The sequence below is a fragment of the Mycobacterium sp. TY815 genome, assembly GCF_030755135.1.
Classification (GTDB): Bacteria; Actinomycetota; Actinomycetes; order Mycobacteriales; family Mycobacteriaceae; genus Mycobacterium.
The window spans coordinates 3,996,159-4,011,283 of the sequence record NZ_JAUFRX010000001.1 but is presented as its reverse complement, the minus strand read 5'-3'; the positions used below and the strand labels follow the sequence as shown (position 1 = coordinate 4,011,283).

The 15,125-nt window shown below is 67.6% G+C and carries 12 protein-coding genes; 4 read left to right on the top strand and 8 right to left on the bottom strand.

The annotated features are described in order from the left end of the window. Nucleotides 1-69: 69 nt before the first annotated feature. Nucleotides 70-2,061 (bottom strand): M13 family metallopeptidase, encoded by a 1,992-nt coding sequence (locus QXK92_RS17330; protein WP_306243197.1) that lies wholly within the window; start codon nt 2,059-2,061, stop codon nt 70-72. 42 nt (nt 2,062-2,103) lie between these two features. Here QXK92_RS17330 and QXK92_RS17325 point away from each other — a divergent pair, with 42 nt between their 5' ends. Together QXK92_RS17325 and QXK92_RS17320 are read left to right on the top strand one after the other, a co-directional pair. Beyond that, the gene (locus tag QXK92_RS17325) at nt 2,104-2,742 is read left to right on the top strand and encodes a hypothetical protein (RefSeq protein ID WP_306243195.1); all 639 of its coding nucleotides are present in this window, start codon (nt 2,104-2,106) and stop codon (nt 2,740-2,742) included. After that, nucleotides 2,739-3,428, top strand: coding sequence for a hypothetical protein (locus QXK92_RS17320; protein WP_306243194.1), 690 nt, complete (start codon nt 2,739-2,741; stop codon nt 3,426-3,428). The genes QXK92_RS17325 and QXK92_RS17320 overlap by 4 nt, the downstream gene beginning before the upstream one ends. Here the strand turns inward: QXK92_RS17320 and QXK92_RS17315 are convergent, their stop codons facing one another. Together QXK92_RS17315 and QXK92_RS17310 are read right to left on the bottom strand one after the other, a co-directional pair. Beyond that, nucleotides 3,429-3,926, bottom strand: a complete 498-nt coding sequence (locus QXK92_RS17315; protein ID WP_306243192.1) for an XRE family transcriptional regulator — start codon at nt 3,924-3,926, stop codon at nt 3,429-3,431. It lies immediately after the preceding gene. Then, the gene (locus QXK92_RS17310) at nt 3,923-6,856 is read right to left on the bottom strand and encodes an efflux RND transporter permease subunit (RefSeq protein WP_306243189.1); all 2,934 of its coding nucleotides are present in this window, start codon (nt 6,854-6,856) and stop codon (nt 3,923-3,925) included. Before QXK92_RS17310 ends, QXK92_RS17315 begins: the two co-directional genes overlap by 4 nt. A gap of 248 nt (nt 6,857-7,104) precedes the next feature. On the opposite strand from QXK92_RS17310, the gene QXK92_RS17305 reads away from it, so the two are divergent. Then, nucleotides 7,105-7,677: a hemophore gene (locus tag QXK92_RS17305; RefSeq protein WP_306243187.1), complete on the top strand. Its 573-nt coding sequence runs from the start codon at nt 7,105-7,107 to the stop codon at nt 7,675-7,677. Here the strand turns inward: QXK92_RS17305 and QXK92_RS17300 are convergent. Continuing rightward, nucleotides 7,674-8,849 carry a YbhN family protein gene (locus QXK92_RS17300; RefSeq protein ID WP_306243185.1) on the bottom strand — a complete coding sequence of 392 codons (1,176 nt, stop codon included), beginning with the start codon at nt 8,847-8,849 and terminating at the stop codon, nt 7,674-7,676. The genes QXK92_RS17305 and QXK92_RS17300 overlap by 4 nt on opposite strands. Before the next feature lie 126 nt (nt 8,850-8,975). Between QXK92_RS17300 and QXK92_RS17295 the strand changes: the two genes are divergently transcribed. Then, entirely contained in the window at nt 8,976-10,121 is a 1,146-nt protein-coding gene (locus tag QXK92_RS17295) for an AI-2E family transporter (protein ID WP_306243183.1), read from the top strand. Here the strand turns inward: QXK92_RS17295 and QXK92_RS17290 are convergent. The 4 genes from QXK92_RS17290 to trmB are packed head-to-tail and all read right to left on the bottom strand — an operon-like array spanning nt 10,118 to nt 15,012. Beyond that, on the bottom strand, nt 10,118-10,591 hold the full coding sequence (locus QXK92_RS17290; protein WP_371934521.1) for an RICIN domain-containing protein: 474 nt from the start codon (nt 10,589-10,591) through the stop codon (nt 10,118-10,120). The two genes, QXK92_RS17295 and QXK92_RS17290, sit on opposite strands and share 4 nt — an antisense overlap. Nucleotides 10,592-10,606: 15 nt before the next feature. Beyond that, nucleotides 10,607-13,426, bottom strand: coding sequence for an MMPL family transporter (locus QXK92_RS17285; RefSeq protein WP_306243181.1), 2,820 nt, complete (start codon nt 13,424-13,426; stop codon nt 10,607-10,609). 58 nt (nt 13,427-13,484) lie between these two features. Continuing rightward, nucleotides 13,485-14,246 carry an NYN domain-containing protein gene (locus QXK92_RS17280; protein ID WP_306243179.1) on the bottom strand — a complete coding sequence of 254 codons (762 nt, stop codon included), beginning with the start codon at nt 14,244-14,246 and terminating at the stop codon, nt 13,485-13,487. A gap of 4 nt (nt 14,247-14,250) precedes the next feature. Further along, nucleotides 14,251-15,012 (bottom strand): tRNA (guanosine(46)-N7)-methyltransferase TrmB, encoded by a 762-nt coding sequence (gene trmB, locus QXK92_RS17275; RefSeq protein WP_306243178.1) that lies wholly within the window; start codon nt 15,010-15,012, stop codon nt 14,251-14,253. Nucleotides 15,013-15,125: the final 113 nt, after the last annotated feature.

Here is a 15,125-nt window from a genome sequence, read left to right as displayed (position 1 = left end):
CGCGTCTGCTCGCGCAGGAAAGGGCGCCCTGCTCGCGCAGGAAAGGGCGCCCTGCTCGCGCCGGAAACGCTAGTTCCAGATACGGACGCGCCGCGGCGGTTCCAGGAACAAGTCGTCGGATTCTGACACGTCGAAAGCCTCGTAGAACGCGTCGACGTTGCGGATGACGCCGTTGCACCGGAATTCCGGCGGCGAGTGCGGGTCCACCGCGAGCCGCCGAATTGCCTCGGCATCACGCGATTTCGTCCGCCACACCTGAGCCCAGCCGAAGAACACCCGCTGCACGCCGGTCAGGCCGTCGATCACCGGAGCGGGCTCGCCCTGCAGCGACAGCTGGTAGGCCAGCAGGGCGATCGACAGGCCGCCCAGGTCGCCGATGTTCTCGCCGACGGTGAAGGCGCCCTGGACGTGTGGTGGGCCCTGGTGGTCGGCCAGCGCGCGCGGTGTGTAGGCCTCGTACTGTTCGATCAGCGCCTTGGTGCGGGTCGCGAACTCGGTGCGGTCGGCGTCGGTCCACCAGTCGACCAGGTTGCCGTCACCGTCGTACTTGGCGCCCTGGTCGTCGAATCCGTGCCCGATCTCGTGCCCGATCACCGCTCCGATACCGCCGTAGTTGGCCGCGTCGTCGGCTTCGGCGTCGAAGAAAGGAGGCTGCAAAATGGCTGCGGGGAAGACGATTTCGTTCATTCCCGGGTTGTAGTAGGCGTTGACGGTCTGCGGAGTCATGAACCACTCGTCGCGGTCGACCGGTCCGCCGAGTTTGGCCATTTCCCGGTCGTGGTTCACGGCGTAGCCGCGCTGAAAGTTGCCGTACAGGTCGTCGCGGTCGATGACCAGCGCGGAGTAGTCGCGCCAGGTGACCGGATAGCCGACCTTTGCGGTGAACTTGTCGAGTTTGGTCAGCGCCCGCTGGCGGGTTTCGGGTGTCATCCAGTCCAGATCGCTGATGCTGATCCGGTACGCCTCCCGCAGGTTGGCCACCAGCGCATCGATGCGGTCCTTGGCCCCCGGCGGGAAATGCCGTTCCACATAGAGCTTTCCGACGGAGTCGCCCATCAGCGTCTCCACCAGTGCGACCGCCCGCTTCCAGCGGTCCCGGATCTGCTCGGTGCCGGTCAGCCGGCGGCCGTAGAAGTCGAAGTCCGCCTCGACCATCTCGCTGGTCAGCCACGGCGAGCGGGCGCGGATCAAGCGCCACCGGGCCCAGCTCTTCCAGTCTTCGAGGTCTTCACCGCTCCACAGATCGGCGAAGGCGCTGAGGTAATCCGGTTGCCGGACAACCAGTTCGGCGACGGCCTCGGGCGTGATGCCCAGGCCGCTCACCCATCCGGACCAGTCGAAGCCCGATGTCTCCTCCAGCTCGGCGAAGGTGCGCAGGTTGTAGGTGAGCTCGGCGTCACGGCGTTTGACCACGTCCCAGTGCGCGGCCGCCAGTTTGCTCTCCAGCGCCACGATGCGGGCGGCCGTTTCGGCGTGATCCTCCGCGCTGCCCCCGAAGACCAGGCTGAACATCCGGGCGATGTGGCCCGGGTAGGCGGCCAGCACGGCGGCGTGCTGCTCGTCGCGGAAGTACGACTCGTCCGGCAGGCCGATGCCCGACTGGGAGAAGTGCACCAGGTAGCGGGCGGAGTTCTTGGAATCGGTGTCGACGTAGAACCCGACACCGCCGCCTACCCCGGTGCGTTGCAGGGCGCCGATGAGGGTCGCGAGCGCGCTGCGGTCCGCCGCGCCGTCGATGGCGGTCAGTTCGTCGAGCAGCGGCTGCAGGCCGCGTCGTTCCACGGTGTCCTCATCGAGGAAGCTGGCGTACAGGTCGCCGATCCGCTGCTCGTCGGTCCCCGGTGCGGCCTGACTCTCGCTGGCCTGCACGATGATGTCGCGCACCTGCTCTTCGGCCCGGTCGAACAAGGTCCGGAAAGCCCCGTCGGTCGCGCGGTCGGCGGGGATGTCGTACTCGGTCAGCCAGCGCCCGTTCACGTGGCCGAAAAGGTCGTCCTGGGGGCGGGCGGCGGCGTCGACGTAGCTCAGGTCGATGCCCGAGCGGATGGCCTCTACTGTCACCCCGCCATCCTTCCATCTCTTTTCGGGTGCAACGATCGCACCATGCCTGACCAGGACGCCGAAGACATCGACGACACAGAAGACGCCGAAGACGCTGTAGATACCGACGACGACACCGACGATGACGCCCGGGTGTTCTCCACCTACGGCATCGCCTCCACCGTGCTGGGCCTCATCTCGGTGGCGGCGCTGGTCCTCGGCGGGCTGATCTGGTTCGGCCACCGGGACGACTCGGGCGAGCGCGTTTATCTGTCCCGGGTGATGGCGGCCGCGGCCGACTGGACCGAGATCCTGATCAACATGAACGTCGGGAACATCGACGCCAGCCTGCAGCGGCTGCACGACGGTACGGTCGGCCAGCTGAACACCGACTTCGAGGCCGCGATCATGGACTACCGGAAGGTGGTGGAGAAGCTGCAGGCCAAGAGCGCCGGCCAGATCGAGGCGGTGGCGATCGACACCGTGCACCGCGATCTGGACACCGTGCCCGGCTCCCCGCGGCCGGTGGTGACGACGAAACTCCCGGCGTTCGCCACCCGGACCGACTCGGTGATGCTGGTCGCCACCTCGGTCAGCGAGAACGCCGGCGCCAAACCGCAGGTGGTGCACTGGAACCTGCGCCTGGACGTGTCCAACGTGGACAACAAGATGCTGATCTCCAAGCTGGAGTCGATCCGATGAGGAACGCATGGCGGCTGGCGGCCTTCGATGTGCTGGCACCACTGGCGGCGCTGGTCGCGCTGTTCGGGATCGGCGCGGTGCTGGCCTGGCCGCGCTGGTGGGTCGCGGTGGCCGCCGCGCTGGCGCTGCTGGTCGTCGAGGGTGTCGTGATCAACTTCTGGCTGCTGCGCCGCGACGCGGTCACGGTCGGCACCGACGACGACGCACCGGGGCTGCGGCTGGCCGTTGCCTTCCTGGCGGCCGTGGCCCTGTGCGCCGCGGTGCTGACCGGATACACGCACTGGACCACCAAGGACGACGACTTCAAGAAGGACTCCGTCGCGGTGGTTCAGGTCGCCACAGGCGTGGCCGAGGCGGTGGCATCGTTCTCGCCGACGGCGCCGGGTGCCTCGATCGAGCGCGCCGCGTCGCTGATGGTGCCGGACAAGGCAGGCAAGTTCAAAGAGGAGTACACCAAGACCAGCGCGGACCTGCTGCAGCGCAAGGTCACCGCGCAGGCGTCCACGCTGGCGGCCGGTGTCGAGGCCATCGGGCCGTCCGCGGCCAGCGTCGCGGTGATCATGCGGGTCACCCAGAACGCCCCCGGCCAGCCGCCCAGTCAGGCCGCCCCGGCGGTCCGTGTCACTTTGAGCAAGCGCGGCAACGACTGGCTGGTGCAGGACATCGTCCCGATCAACTCACGCTAGCTAGTTGGAGTTGGCCGACCGCTCGTTCTTCACCCGGACGAACCGGTCGGACAACCGGCGCATCCGGATCATCAGTGATGCCGACGGGCTGACGCTGCCATCGAGGTAGGTCGCGAGATCCTCCGGAGCTACCCCGATGCGCGAGGCGAACTCCTGCTGCACCAGGCCGGACCGGTCCATCAGTAGCTTCACGTGCCGTGCCACCTCGGCGCGTTCGTTGGCCTCGAGATGGGTACGGGCGCGCTCGAGCACCTCCCAGAGCGCCTTGGCGATGCCGACGGGCCGGGTGCCGCGCAGAATCTCCTCCACCTGACGGGCCGTCCGGCCGTAGGGGTCGCGTTTGAGGGCGGCGGCGATGCGCTTCCAGGTGGCGATGTCCCCGCTCTGCAGGGCGGAGTGAATCGCCGCGGTGGACCAGAACTCCACCGGCTGGTCAGTGTCGGGTCGCCGCACTTGCGCAGCAGGCGCGGGATTTCGCTGGTCGGCAGCCAACGTCACCTCGCCTCCTCCAGCATTGCCACGGCCACGGACAGGCAGCGCTGCCTGACCTCCTCCCAGTCTGCCCTCGCATCGGGTTCGGGCCAATCCTCGTCCAGATCGGACGGATCAGGATCCGCGAGCCGGCGAACCAACTCGGTGGCCATCCGTTGCGATTGCGAAGACGAGCCGAGAGGCTGACAACAGTAATACCTGTCCATCCCGGCCAGCACCATCGCGACGGTCTCCGGATCCATTGCGTCGACCATGTCAGCAAAATCGGCATAATCGCGGCTGCTGTTACGGCTCATGATCAAGTAACCCTTGAACCGCAGCGTTTCCGCCCCCGTCGGGATCAGCAGCCGGTCACCGGTCGGCAGTTGCACGTTGGTGGTCTCCACCGGGCTGCTGCGGCGGAATCCGTTCCGGGTGCCTTTGCTCTCCAGCGCGTCGAGGGCCACCGAAAGGCGCCCGCGCCACAAGGTGACCGGATGGACCGGGCGATCGGACCACGACATGGCCCGGGCGATGCTGCTGCGGGCCGCCAGACTGACCTTGCCGACCGGACCGGTGGCCAGCGCCACCGTGTCGGCCTCCGCCGATTCCGGGCCGTCCTTGCGGGCGCAACCGCTGAACGCCAGCGGGTCTGCGACGCAAATAGCATCGGGCGCAAGGTTTTTGAGCTTAGCGGCCGATTTGATCACCACCCGCAGATCGGCGCTGGGGGCGATCGCGGCGGTGATGTCCTCGGGGATGACGACGACGCCGCCGAGATCGACGTCGGGCAGCGGCCGGTCGAAGTCAACCGACGGCAGCATGCGACCCAGCCAGCCCGGTATCCACCAGTTCCACTTCGAGAACATCGCCATCAGCGCCGGCACCAGCACCAGGCGTACGACGGTGGCGTCGACCGCGATCGCGACGGCACACGCCACACCGATCTCGGCAACCAGGGGCATGCCCGCAAAGGCGAACCCGCAGAACACCGCGATCATGATCAGCGCCGCGCTGGTGATGGTGCGCGCGCTGGTGCTGACGCCGTAGGCCACCGCGTCGCGGGTGTGGCCGGTCTGCAGGAAACGCTCCCGGATACGGGTGAGCAGAAAGATCTCGTAGTCCATGGACAACCCGAACGTCATCGCCAGGACCAGCGGGGGAACGGTGCTGTCGATCGATGTCAGGTGCGGGAAACCGAGTGCCTCGGCCCAGCCCCACTGGAAGACCATCACCAGGCTGCCGTAGGCGGCCGCCACCGACAGCAGCGTCATCAGCACGCCCTTGAGCGCCAGCAGCACCGAATGCACCGAGAGCAGCAGCATGACGAAAGCGATCAGCGCGACGAAGCCCAGCACGAGCGGCTGGGTTTGCGCCACCCGCCCGTCGAAGTCCTTGATCAGCGCGGTCGAGCCGCCCACGGAGACCTGGGCGTCGCCCCCGACCCTCGGCAGTTGGCTGCGCATCCAGTCGACGGTGTGCCGGGCGCGCAGATCTTCTGGATCGACCGACAGCACCGCGTTGAGCAGGGCGCTCTTGTTGTCGTCGGCATATTGCGGCGGGCTCACCGAGGCGACGTTGGGCCCCTGGGCCATCTTCTCGCGCAGCGCGGCGAGCTTCTGCGCACGCACCGGCACGGCGTCTTGTCCCTGCGGCCACTCGGGGAAGGTCACCAGAACCTGGATGGGACCCAGTGCGCCCGGGCCGAGGGCCTGCGACGCCGAGGCCACCCCGGCCCGGATCTCGTGGGAGGAGTCGAACTGGCGCAGCAGGCTATTGCCCAGCACCATCGACAGCGCCGGCGCCGCCATCAGCAGCAACACCGCCGAGGCCGCCAGCGCGGAAATCCAGGGCCGGCGCATCACCCAGGTGACCCAGCGCGTCCAGAACCGGGACACCGTGCTCTCCGGCCGGCGTGACCAGTGCAGCAGCGGCGATCTCTTGGCCGCCGCCCGGGAGAACGTGGCCAGCAACGCCGGCGTCAGCGTCGCCGACGTCAGCATCGCGACCGCGACCGCGAGGATGGCGCCGGTGGCCATCGAACGCAGTGCCGGGGTGTTGATCACGTAGATGCCGGTGAGCGAGGCGATGACGGTCAACCCGGACAACACCACGGCAAGACCGGAGGTGGCCATCGCCGCGTCCACGGCCTCCTGCGGCTGGCGGCCGGTACGCAGTTCCTCCCGGAACCGCATCAGGATGAACAGCGAATAGTCGACGGCCAGCGCGATGCCGAACATGGACACCGTCGAGGTCACGAACACCGACATGGGCGTGTGCATCGACAGCGCATAGACCAGCCCCATGGTCACCACGACGGTGCAGACACCCAGCGCCAGGGGAATCGCCGCGGCAGCCAGCGAACCGAACACCGCCAGCAGCACGATCAGGATGATCGGCAGGTTCCATTCCTCGGCTTTGGCGATGTCGTGCTTAGTGTTCGCGGCGGCCGCGGCGCTGAGCGCCCCCTGCCCGATGACGTAGAGCCGGACCCGGCCGTTGGCGGTCTGCCCGGACTGGTCACCCTGGATGCCGACCCGTTCCCGCAGCTTCTTGGCGACGTCGCTGGTGCCGGGATTGCGGGCGTCCAGATGCAGGGACACCACGTAGGGCCGGTCAGGCTGGGGTGGGCGCTGGGTGGGGTTGGGCGCTTCGGTGACGCCGGGAAGCTCGCCGGCGATGCGTTTGAGCTCGGCGACCGCGTCGTTGATGTCCTGGTAGGTGGCGTCGGCGCGGGGGGCGGCCACCAGGGCCAACGGCGATGCCCCCAGCTCGGGATACTGCTCCACGAGTTGGTCGTGGACGGCCAGCGACTGGGAATTGGCAACCTCGAACCCGCCGCCGGTCAGATTCCCCGACTGCGTCATGGCCAGATAAACCGCCGGAACCAGGGCGAGCAGCCAGCCTGCAAAGACGAACCAGCGGTATCTGCGCAGGTTGCGGCTCAGCCGCATCATGAACTGCTGGATTTTCTATCTCCCCGTGTTTCTTGCGCAGCACGTGCCCGCGAGCCTACCCGAGAGCCCGGAGTCCTAGCTTTGCTTATCGCGTGCTGAGCTGCGACGACACCCGTTTGCCGGGATCGTTGTTAAGTCGTGATCGACCCAAGCGCCCAGCGTGAATTGGCGACCCCGCCGGGCGGGATGGCAGGATGTCTGTGGCCGCCGTGGGGGGACTTCGGGCGGCGAATCGTGAGGAGTCATCCATGCCATCTACGCCGTTCCAGGGGCCGTTCCAGGGGCCGTTCCTGCGCCGCGGGCTGTTCGCCGTCGTGGCCGCCACCGGCCTGTCCTGTGCCGGGAGCGCCGTTCTGCAGGCGCCGGCGGCCACGGGATCGACGGACCCGTGCGCGGCCAGCGAGGTGGCCCGCACCATCGGTTCGGTCTCCAAGTCGATGGGGGACTACCTGGACTCGCACCCGGAGACCAACCAGGTGATGACCAGCGCCCTGCAGGATCAGGCCGGGCCGCAGTCGCTGGGCACGATCAAGGCGTACTTCGAGGCGAATCCCAAGGTGGCGCTCGACATGCAAGGGCTGGCCAACCCGCTGAATAAGCTGGGCACCCAGTGCAAGCTGCCGATCTCGCTGCCGCAGGCGCTCACCATGGTGCAGGCGGCCCAGGGCGGCCTGCCCGGTCTGCCGGGTGGTGGCGGTGCACCGGCGGCGCCGCTGCCGGGTCCGGCGCCTGCCGGTGCCGCTCCGGTGCCGGGCGTGCCCGCCGTCGCCGCGCCGACCAGTGCGCCCAAGCCGGCGCCCGCGCCGAAGCCGGGCGGTTAACCAGCCGGGTCCAGTGGGGGCAGCGGTCCCTGCAACGCCGAGTCGGCCGGGTCGGCGAAGGCCCTGACGTCCGGTACCCGGAGCTCGGGATCGGTGGGTGGGTCGTCGTCCGAACCGGATTCGCTGAGCTTCTCGGTGCGGAACATGAAGAAGAACACCACCCAGCCGACCGCGGCGATGAAAAGCCAGCTGATCAGCCGGTAGATCAGCATCGCCGAGATCGCGTTCGGCAGTCCCATGCCGCTGGATACCAGGCCGGGGACGAGCACGGCCTCGACGACCAGCAGGCCACCCGGCATCAGCGGAATCGTGCCCACCGCGCGGGCCGCCGCGTAGGCGACCGTCAGTCCGGCGACCGACGCGTGATCGCCGGCGGCGTAGGCCGCGAAGCCCAGGCACGCGACGTCGGCGACCCAGTTGAACAGTGACCAGCTGAACGCCACCGCGAGGTCGCGCCGGCTCAGGCTCACCGACTCGAGCTGCATGAGGATCTCGCGCCACTTCTCCAGACCGGTCTCGGCTGGTTTGCCGCGAATGGAATTGACCCACGACAGCACCTTGCTGCCGATCCCTTCGATCAGTTCCGGGCGCGACGCCACCGCCTGCGCCAACAACAGCAGCGCGATGAAACCGCCGAGGGTGAACAGCAACGAGAACGGGTTGTTCTTGGCGCCCAGGAGGAACGCCCCGCCCAACCCCAGCACGGCCAGCCCCACCGCCTGCAGCGCGCCCGACATCACCAGCTGCCACGACGCGACCACGGTGGAGGCGCCCCAGATGCGCTGCTGACGCAGCAGGAACGTCGCCGATATCACCGGGCCGCCGGGCAGCGTCGTGCTCAGCGAATTGGCCGCGTAGAAGGCCGCTTCCGAGCGCAGTTGCCTGACGTGGACTCCGGCGGAACGCAGCAGCGTGCGCTGAATCTGGGCGAAGCTGTGCATCGACGCCGCCGCGGCCACCATCGCGGCGACCAGCCACCACCAGTTGGCTTCGAACAGACTCGTCCATGCCTTGGCCAGCTGATCGCGCACGAGAATCACCTCGACGGCGAGCACGATCGTGACGACGGACAACACCACCCACCGCAGCCACCAGTGTTTGCCGCGCGCAGCCTTCTCGCCCCGGGCGAGGCGTAGTCCCGCAAACTTGCGGGCACCGGCGTCGGACGACATCGCATTAGGGTAGCCGTGCCGGTGCCCGACGCATCGCTGCACGTCGCCGACGTGTCGGCGTTGTTCTGAGGTCGTGACCGGATCGTGGCGGCCGGATTTGCGGGACATCCCGGCTAGGCTGGCTTGATGCCGGCAAATCTGGACGACGAAGCGGTCAGCCCTCTCGTGCGCAAGACCGCAGCGTGGTCTTGGCGACTGCTCGTGATCGTCGCGGCCGCCGTCGCCCTGCTGTGGGTGGTCGACCGGCTCGAAGTCATCGTGGTGCCGGTGTTGCTGGCGCTGATGCTCAGCGCTTTGCTGGTGCCGGCGGTGGACTGGCTGGACGAGCATGGCCTGCCGCGCGGAGCCGCGGTGACGGTGGTGTTGCTGAGCGGGTTCGCGATTTTGGGCGGCATCCTGGCTTTCGTCGTCAGCCAGTTCATCGTCGGCGTGCCCGACCTGGTCAAGCAGGTGGAGCACAGTATCGACAGCAGCCGCAGATGGCTGATCGAGGGACCGGCCCACCTGCGCCGCGAGCAGATCGACAACGCGGGCAACGCCGCGATCGAAGCCCTGCGCAACAATCAGGCCAAGCTGACCAGCGGCGCGCTGTCCACGGCCGCCACCATCACCGAGCTGGTCACGGCGGCCGTGCTGGTGCTGTTCACGCTGATCTTCTTCCTGTACGGCGGCCGCAACATCTGGCAGTACGTGCAGAAGATCTTCCCGGCCCACGTCCGCGATCGCGTGCACGCGGCCGGTCACGCCGGGTACGGCGCCCTGACCGGATACATCCGGGCCACCTTCCTGGTCGCGCTGACCGACGCGGCCGGGGTCGGCGCCGGGTTGGCGATCATGGGGGTGCCGTTGGCGCTGCCGCTGGCCTCCATCGTGTTTCTGGGTGCGTTCGTACCGCTGATCGGTGCCCTGGTGTCAGGTTTGCTGGCCGTGGTGGTGGCACTGCTGGCCAAGGGGATGCTGTACGCGCTGCTGACACTCGGCTTGCTGGTCGTGGTGAATCAGCTCGAGGCGCACATCCTGCAGCCGCTGGTGATGGGCCGTGCAGTGTCGATCCACCCGCTGGCGGTGGTGCTGGCGATCTCAACCGGCGGGGTGCTGGCCGGCATCGTCGGCGCTTTGCTGTCCGTTCCGACGGTGGCGTTCCTGAACAACGCGATGCAGGTGCTGCTGGCCTCCGATCCGGAGGCCGAGGCGGAAAGCCAGAAGGACAACGACGAGGTGTCGGCGATCCTGCAGGCAAAACCGGACAAGCCCGACAGACCCGACGATTAGGGCACCAGATTCCAGCCCTGGTCGACGTCGCCGCCACAGAACCGGGTGGAGACCCACGTCCCGGGGTTGGGTCCGCCCAGGGCCGTGAGGCACCCGTCCAGGCTGATCATGATGTGGCCGTTGGGCTGGGGGTTCCACTGCTGGTTGAACCAGTTCAGGCAGGGCCCGAGGTGCGCCGTCCACCGATCCTCGTTCGGCGATGTCAGGCAATTCCCCGGAAATGCCACGCTCTCCAGCTGAGCGCCGTTCTGATTCCAGCGCTGATTGTCCGAGCCGTTGCAGGGATTGATCACCACCGCGGTCAGCCAGCTGCCGTCCGGTGCGTCCAAGCACACATTGCCCATCCGGCTCTGCACCTGGACGGGGCCGTCGGCGTGGGCGGGAGCGGCGCAGAGTCCGCCGATGCCCGACATTGCGGCGGCTGCGACAACTGCTGCGAAGGCACCGCTGATCGATCGAAAGTTGTGCATAGCCCCGAATAACCCCTAGAGCCGGCCCTCGCGACGCAGCAGGTCCTGCGCGGACAGGCCACCGCCACCGGTGCGCCGCCGGCGCGACGTGTCCACCGTGCTGTCCTCCTGGATACCGCGGGAATTCAGCTTCTCGGTGGCCGTGTCGGAGTCGTCGCCCTCGGCGCGCTGGACCGGCAGGGCGGCGGTCTTGTCGGCCGGATCCGGGGCGGGAGTGGGATCCGGACGGCTACCTGCCACCGGCATCTTGTTGGTCTCGCCGGCAGACGGTGGCGTCGCGTTCTTGGATGCGGGGCCACGGCCGGCCGGCCGCGGTGCCGGGCCGTTGCGGGTCGCCCCGGGCGCCGACAGGCGGGCCGTGGGTGGCTCGGTGGCGGGAGTGGCCCGCACCGGAACCTGCGGGGAGGGCGCCGCGGGCGCGGGTGCCAGCTCCGGCTGGGCCGCCCGTGTCAGTGCGGCCGGGTGCGTCGGGTCGTGCGGCTTGCGTGACGCCCCGGCACCGGCTGCCACCAGTCCGGCCGTCACCGGCGGGCGGGTCTTGGTGGCCGGCCGCTTGCGCTCGTCGGGCAACTGGATCTCACCCAGGCCGATGCGGTTCTGCAGGCGTCGCATCCAGCGCGGTGCCCACCAGCAGTCGTCACCGAGCAGCTTCATCACCGACGGCACCAGGAACATCCGGACCACGGTCGCGTCCAGCAGCAACGCCGCCATCAGACCGAACGCCAGATACTTCATCATCACCAGATCGGAGAACACGAACGAACCCGCAACCACCGCGAGGACCAGCGCGGCCGCGGTGATCAGGCGACCGGTGGTGGCTGTACCGATGCGGATCGATTCCTGGGTGGACATCCCGTTCTCGCGGGCCTCGACCATGCGGGAGACCAGGAACACTTCGTAGTCCGTCGCCAGGCCGTAGCCGACTGCGACCACCAGAGCGATGATCACCACCATCAGCGGCGTCGGCGTGAAATTCAGCAGTCCGGCGCCATGACCTTCGATGAATATCCAGGTCAGGATGCCCATCGTGGACCCGAGCGTCAGCACGCTCATCACCGCCGCCTTGATCGGCAATACCACCGATCCGAAAGCCAGGAACATCAGCACCATGGTCGTGCTGATCAGCACCAACACCATCAGCGGCGCCTTGTCCACCAGGCTGTGAATCGAGTCCTGTTCCAGCGCCGGCGTCCCGCCGACGAGTATCTCGATGCCCTTGGGCGGCGTTATCGCGCGTAACTCTTCGAGCTTTTTGGACGAGTCAGCGGGGTTGAGCAGCCCGTTCTGCAGCACCCGGACAGAAGGGTCCTTGGACCCGCCCGGTGCCTGGGGGCGTTCCTGCCACATGTTCGACGGGTCGTTGTCCTGCTCGATGAACCCGCTGATCTGCATGGCTTTGCTGCGGACGTCCGCAACCTGCTGGTCGGTGACGGGCTGATGGTTGGTCGACTCGATCACGAGCGTCAGCGGATTCGTCCGGTAGCCGGGGAAGAGCTTGTCGAAGTGTTCCTGCGACTGGCGCGCCGCGTTGTTCGGCGGCAGATACTTCTCGCTCATGCCGCCCAGCGACATGTTGCCCAGCGGAATGATCAGCAAGATCATGCCCACGACGATCGGGATCGCGAACGCCAGCGGGCGCTTCATGACGAAGTTCGTCAGCTTGCCCCAGAAGCCCGCTTCGACCTCTTCGCGGGTCTTGGTCTTCTGCAGGCGGTCGGCAAGCCAGTTCAGGTAGGCCCGCGAGACCTTCCAGTTGCGCAGGAAGGGAACCCGGAAAGCGGTGCGCACACCGAGCGCGTCCACGTGCTTGCCGAGAACGCCCAGGCAGGCGGGCAGCAGCGTGATGGACAGGATCGCGGCCAGCGAGACGGCCGTGATCAGGGCGTAGGTCAGCGACTTCACAAAGCCCTGCGGCAGCAACAACAGGCTGGCGCCTGAGGCGGCGATCAGCACCGCCGAGAACACCACGGTGCGGCCCGCAGTCATCACCGTGCGCCGCACCGCGGCCTCGGTGTCGTAGCCCTCGGCGATCTCCTCGCGGAACCGGCTCACCACGAACAACCCGTAGTCCACCGCGATGCCGAGACCGATCAGCGAGACCACCGGCTGGGCGAAGAAGTGCACCGGTCCGAACATCGCGATCAACCGCAGGATGCCCAGCGAACCGGCGATGCTCAGCCCGCCGACCATGACGGGAAGGCAGGCGGCGACCGCGCCGCCGAAGACCAGGAACAACACGACCGCCACCAGCGGCAGGGCCAGCACCTCCATGCGGCGCTGGTCGGTGGCGATGGTGCCCGTCAGCGCGCTGGCGACCGGTTGCAGGCCGGCCAGCTGGACGGTGCCGCCGTCGAGCTTCTGCAGCGCCGGCTCGATGGTCTTGTAGTTGGTCAGGATGGTGTCGTCGTCGTCGCCCTTGAGCGGGATCGAGACGAAGGTGTACTTCTTGTCGTCGGTGGCCATGCCCTTGATGACCGAGCTGGTGCTGTCGGGGGCCCGCAGATACCCGGCCCAGCCGAACACCTCTTTCGGGTGGTCGGCGACGAACTTGTTGAGTTCATCGGTGATCTTCTTCGACCACGCCGGGTCGGTGACGGTCTTGCCGTCGGGCGCTTTGAAGATGGCCACGACGTGGCCGGTCCGGTCGCGGCCGTAGACCTGGTCGCCGAGCACCGACGCCTTGACCGACTGGCTGCCGTCGTCATAGAAACCACTCTGCGTCACGTGCTTGCCCAGGCTGAGACCGAAGATGCCACCGCCCAGGCACAGAGCCACCGTGACCCCGATTACGATGTACCGGATCCGGTACACAGTTCGACCCCACCAGGCGAACACGTAAGCTCCTTACTGGATCTTCAAGATCTTTAAAGACCCGCGTATAGATGTTTGGTTGTCACACACGCGAGGTCAACAGCGATGACAGCGGCCGGAACGGCTGCAGCCAAGCTCCCTGCTCAGGTAGCGAATCTAGGCCGATCCGCGGCAGTGGCTCCCGGAAAACACCTGCAATGTCTTCCAGGTCGACGAACTCCAAGGTATCCGACGCTAGCGCCCAACTGGCGTGTTCACGAAATCCGAGCACTTGAACTGGGGTTCCGGCGCGGGCCACGGCTTCCAGCGGTATTCGGAATGCCTGACCGTCGGCGGAGGCCACCACCAGACCCGCGAGACCTTCTTTGTAGCGCTGGTCGATGTGCTCGAGCATGTCCCGGTCGACGTCGCTGTCCTCGTCGATCTTGGGCTTGGCGAAGACGGCGAAACCCACGTTGCGCAGCGCGTCCACCCAGGGCCGCACCACGTCGGCGCTGCCCGGTGCGATGTTGGTGAACACCGTCGCCTCCGGCTCGACCCGGACGTCCTGCGCCGCGCCGAGTCCGGCCGCGACCGCAGCGGTTCGCGCCAGCAGCCAGCGACCCAGGGCGTCGAACCGGGGGCGCTCCACCCCGGTCGGGCGCCGTCCCAGGATGGAGCCCAGTCCCATGTCCAGGTTCGGGGCGTCCCAGACCAGCAGGACCCGCTTGACCGGTTTGGCCAAACTGGCCAGTCCGTCCTTGGCTACATCGGGGGCCAGTTCCGGCGCCAGGATGGGTGCCAGCGATCCGGGCGTATCGGAGGTTGCCGAGGTGTCGGTGGCCACTTCTTCAGTAATGCTCATGTGCTCAAATCCGCTTCCATACGAACTCGCAGACGTGGCTGCCCGCTTCTTGAGCCTTCGTCTCGTACTTGGTGGTGGGACGATTCACGGAGATCGGTAGTGATTCGGAGTCGGTGCCGGCACGGACGAACCGGGACTGGGCTTCCATCTGCGCACCCACCTCCTCGATGTGCTCGGCGTAACCGGGATGGTCGGTTGCGACGTGCAACACACCACCGGGGAGTAGCCGATCGGCGATGAGGGAAACAGTGCCGGGCTGCAGCAGTCGGCGTTTGTGGTGGCGTGCCTTGGGCCACGGGTCCGGGAAGAAGACCCGGACTCCGATGAGCGACTGCGCAGTGAGCAGGTCTTTGAGCACGTCGATCCCGTTGCCGCGGATCAGCCGGATGTTGCTCACCTGCTCGGCGTCGATGGCGCACAGCAGCTGCGCCAGGCCCCGTCGGTAGATTTCGACCGCGATCACGTCGATATCCGGCTCGGCCTGGGCCATGGCCAGTGTTGACGTGCCGCTGCCGCACCCGATTTCCAGCACCAGCGGGGCGCGGCGGCCGAACCAGGACTCGGTATCCAGAGGGGCGCCCTGGCCGGGCGGGGTGTCGTCGGCCTGTCGGCCGAGTTGCGGCCACAGCCGCTCCCAGGTCTGGCGCTGGGCCTCGGACAGAGCCGAACGCCGAGACCGGAAACTCGTGGCAGGCAGATAGCCCCAGGGCGCGTCGGGCCGTAACCCAACCCCGGGTTGCGCATGCATCCGTCCATGGTGGCCCATGAAGGGCGGGTGTAGCCGCCTGTGGTCCAGATTGATACCCAACAGTTGCCTTCGGCTGGTATCGGGGGATGCCTGGCTCGCGCGCGGCCGAGGTAGATGTCACCATTCGGGGC

Bases quoted from the DNA above. Each gene is read 5' to 3' on its own strand.
- QXK92_RS17300 (WP_306243185.1), bottom strand. From the start codon at position 8,849: ATGTCGTCCGACGCCGGTGCCCGCAAGTTTGCGGGACTACGCCTCGCC.
- QXK92_RS17290 (WP_371934521.1), bottom strand. From the start codon at position 10,591: ATGCACAACTTTCGATCGATCAGCGGTGCCTTCGCAGCAGTTGTCGCA.
- QXK92_RS17280 (WP_306243179.1), bottom strand. From the start codon at position 14,246: ATGAGCATTACTGAAGAAGTGGCCACCGACACCTCGGCAACCTCCGAT.
- QXK92_RS17305 (WP_306243187.1), top strand. From the start codon at position 7,105: ATGCCATCTACGCCGTTCCAGGGGCCGTTCCAGGGGCCGTTCCTGCGC.
- QXK92_RS17325 (WP_306243195.1), top strand. From the start codon at position 2,104: ATGCCTGACCAGGACGCCGAAGACATCGACGACACAGAAGACGCCGAA.
- QXK92_RS17295 (WP_306243183.1), top strand. From the start codon at position 8,976: ATGCCGGCAAATCTGGACGACGAAGCGGTCAGCCCTCTCGTGCGCAAG.
- QXK92_RS17320 (WP_306243194.1), top strand. From the start codon at position 2,739: ATGAGGAACGCATGGCGGCTGGCGGCCTTCGATGTGCTGGCACCACTG.
- trmB (WP_306243178.1), bottom strand. From the start codon at position 15,012: ATGGGCCACCATGGACGGATGCATGCGCAACCCGGGGTTGGGTTACGG.
- QXK92_RS17310 (WP_306243189.1), bottom strand. From the start codon at position 6,856: ATGATGCGGCTGAGCCGCAACCTGCGCAGATACCGCTGGTTCGTCTTT.